The 266-nt window shown below is 56.0% G+C and carries 1 protein-coding gene; it reads right to left on the bottom strand.

Translation table 11 applies throughout. The features are described from left to right. On the bottom strand, positions 1-266 hold a 266-nt coding region (locus tag QN347_RS20095), incomplete at both ends, for an aminotransferase class III-fold pyridoxal phosphate-dependent enzyme (protein WP_323494445.1).

Raw genomic sequence — 266 nt, 5'->3', positions numbered from 1 at the left:
CCGCCTTCACCTTGTATCGGTTCGAGCATGACGGCAACGGTTTTGTCGCTGATCAAATTTTCTACCGAGGCGATGTCATTGAGATCGGCTTTCGGAAAACCACTGACTTGCGGCGCAAACAGCGTATCCCAGCCCGGTTTGCCGGAGGCCGACATGGTGGCCAGGGTGCGACCATGAAAACTATGGTCGAAGGTGATGATTTCAAACGCGCCGTTGCGGTGCAATTGCCCCCACTTGCGGGCCAGTTTGATCGCGCCTTCATTGGC

This window comes from Sphingomonas sp. 10B4 (genome assembly GCF_035019905.1).
In the GTDB taxonomy this organism is placed as follows: Bacteria; Pseudomonadota; Alphaproteobacteria; order Sphingomonadales; family Sphingomonadaceae; genus Sphingomonas; species Sphingomonas glacialis.
The sequence above is the reverse complement of the archived record's forward strand: the minus strand, read 5'-3'. Positions and strand labels throughout refer to the sequence as shown.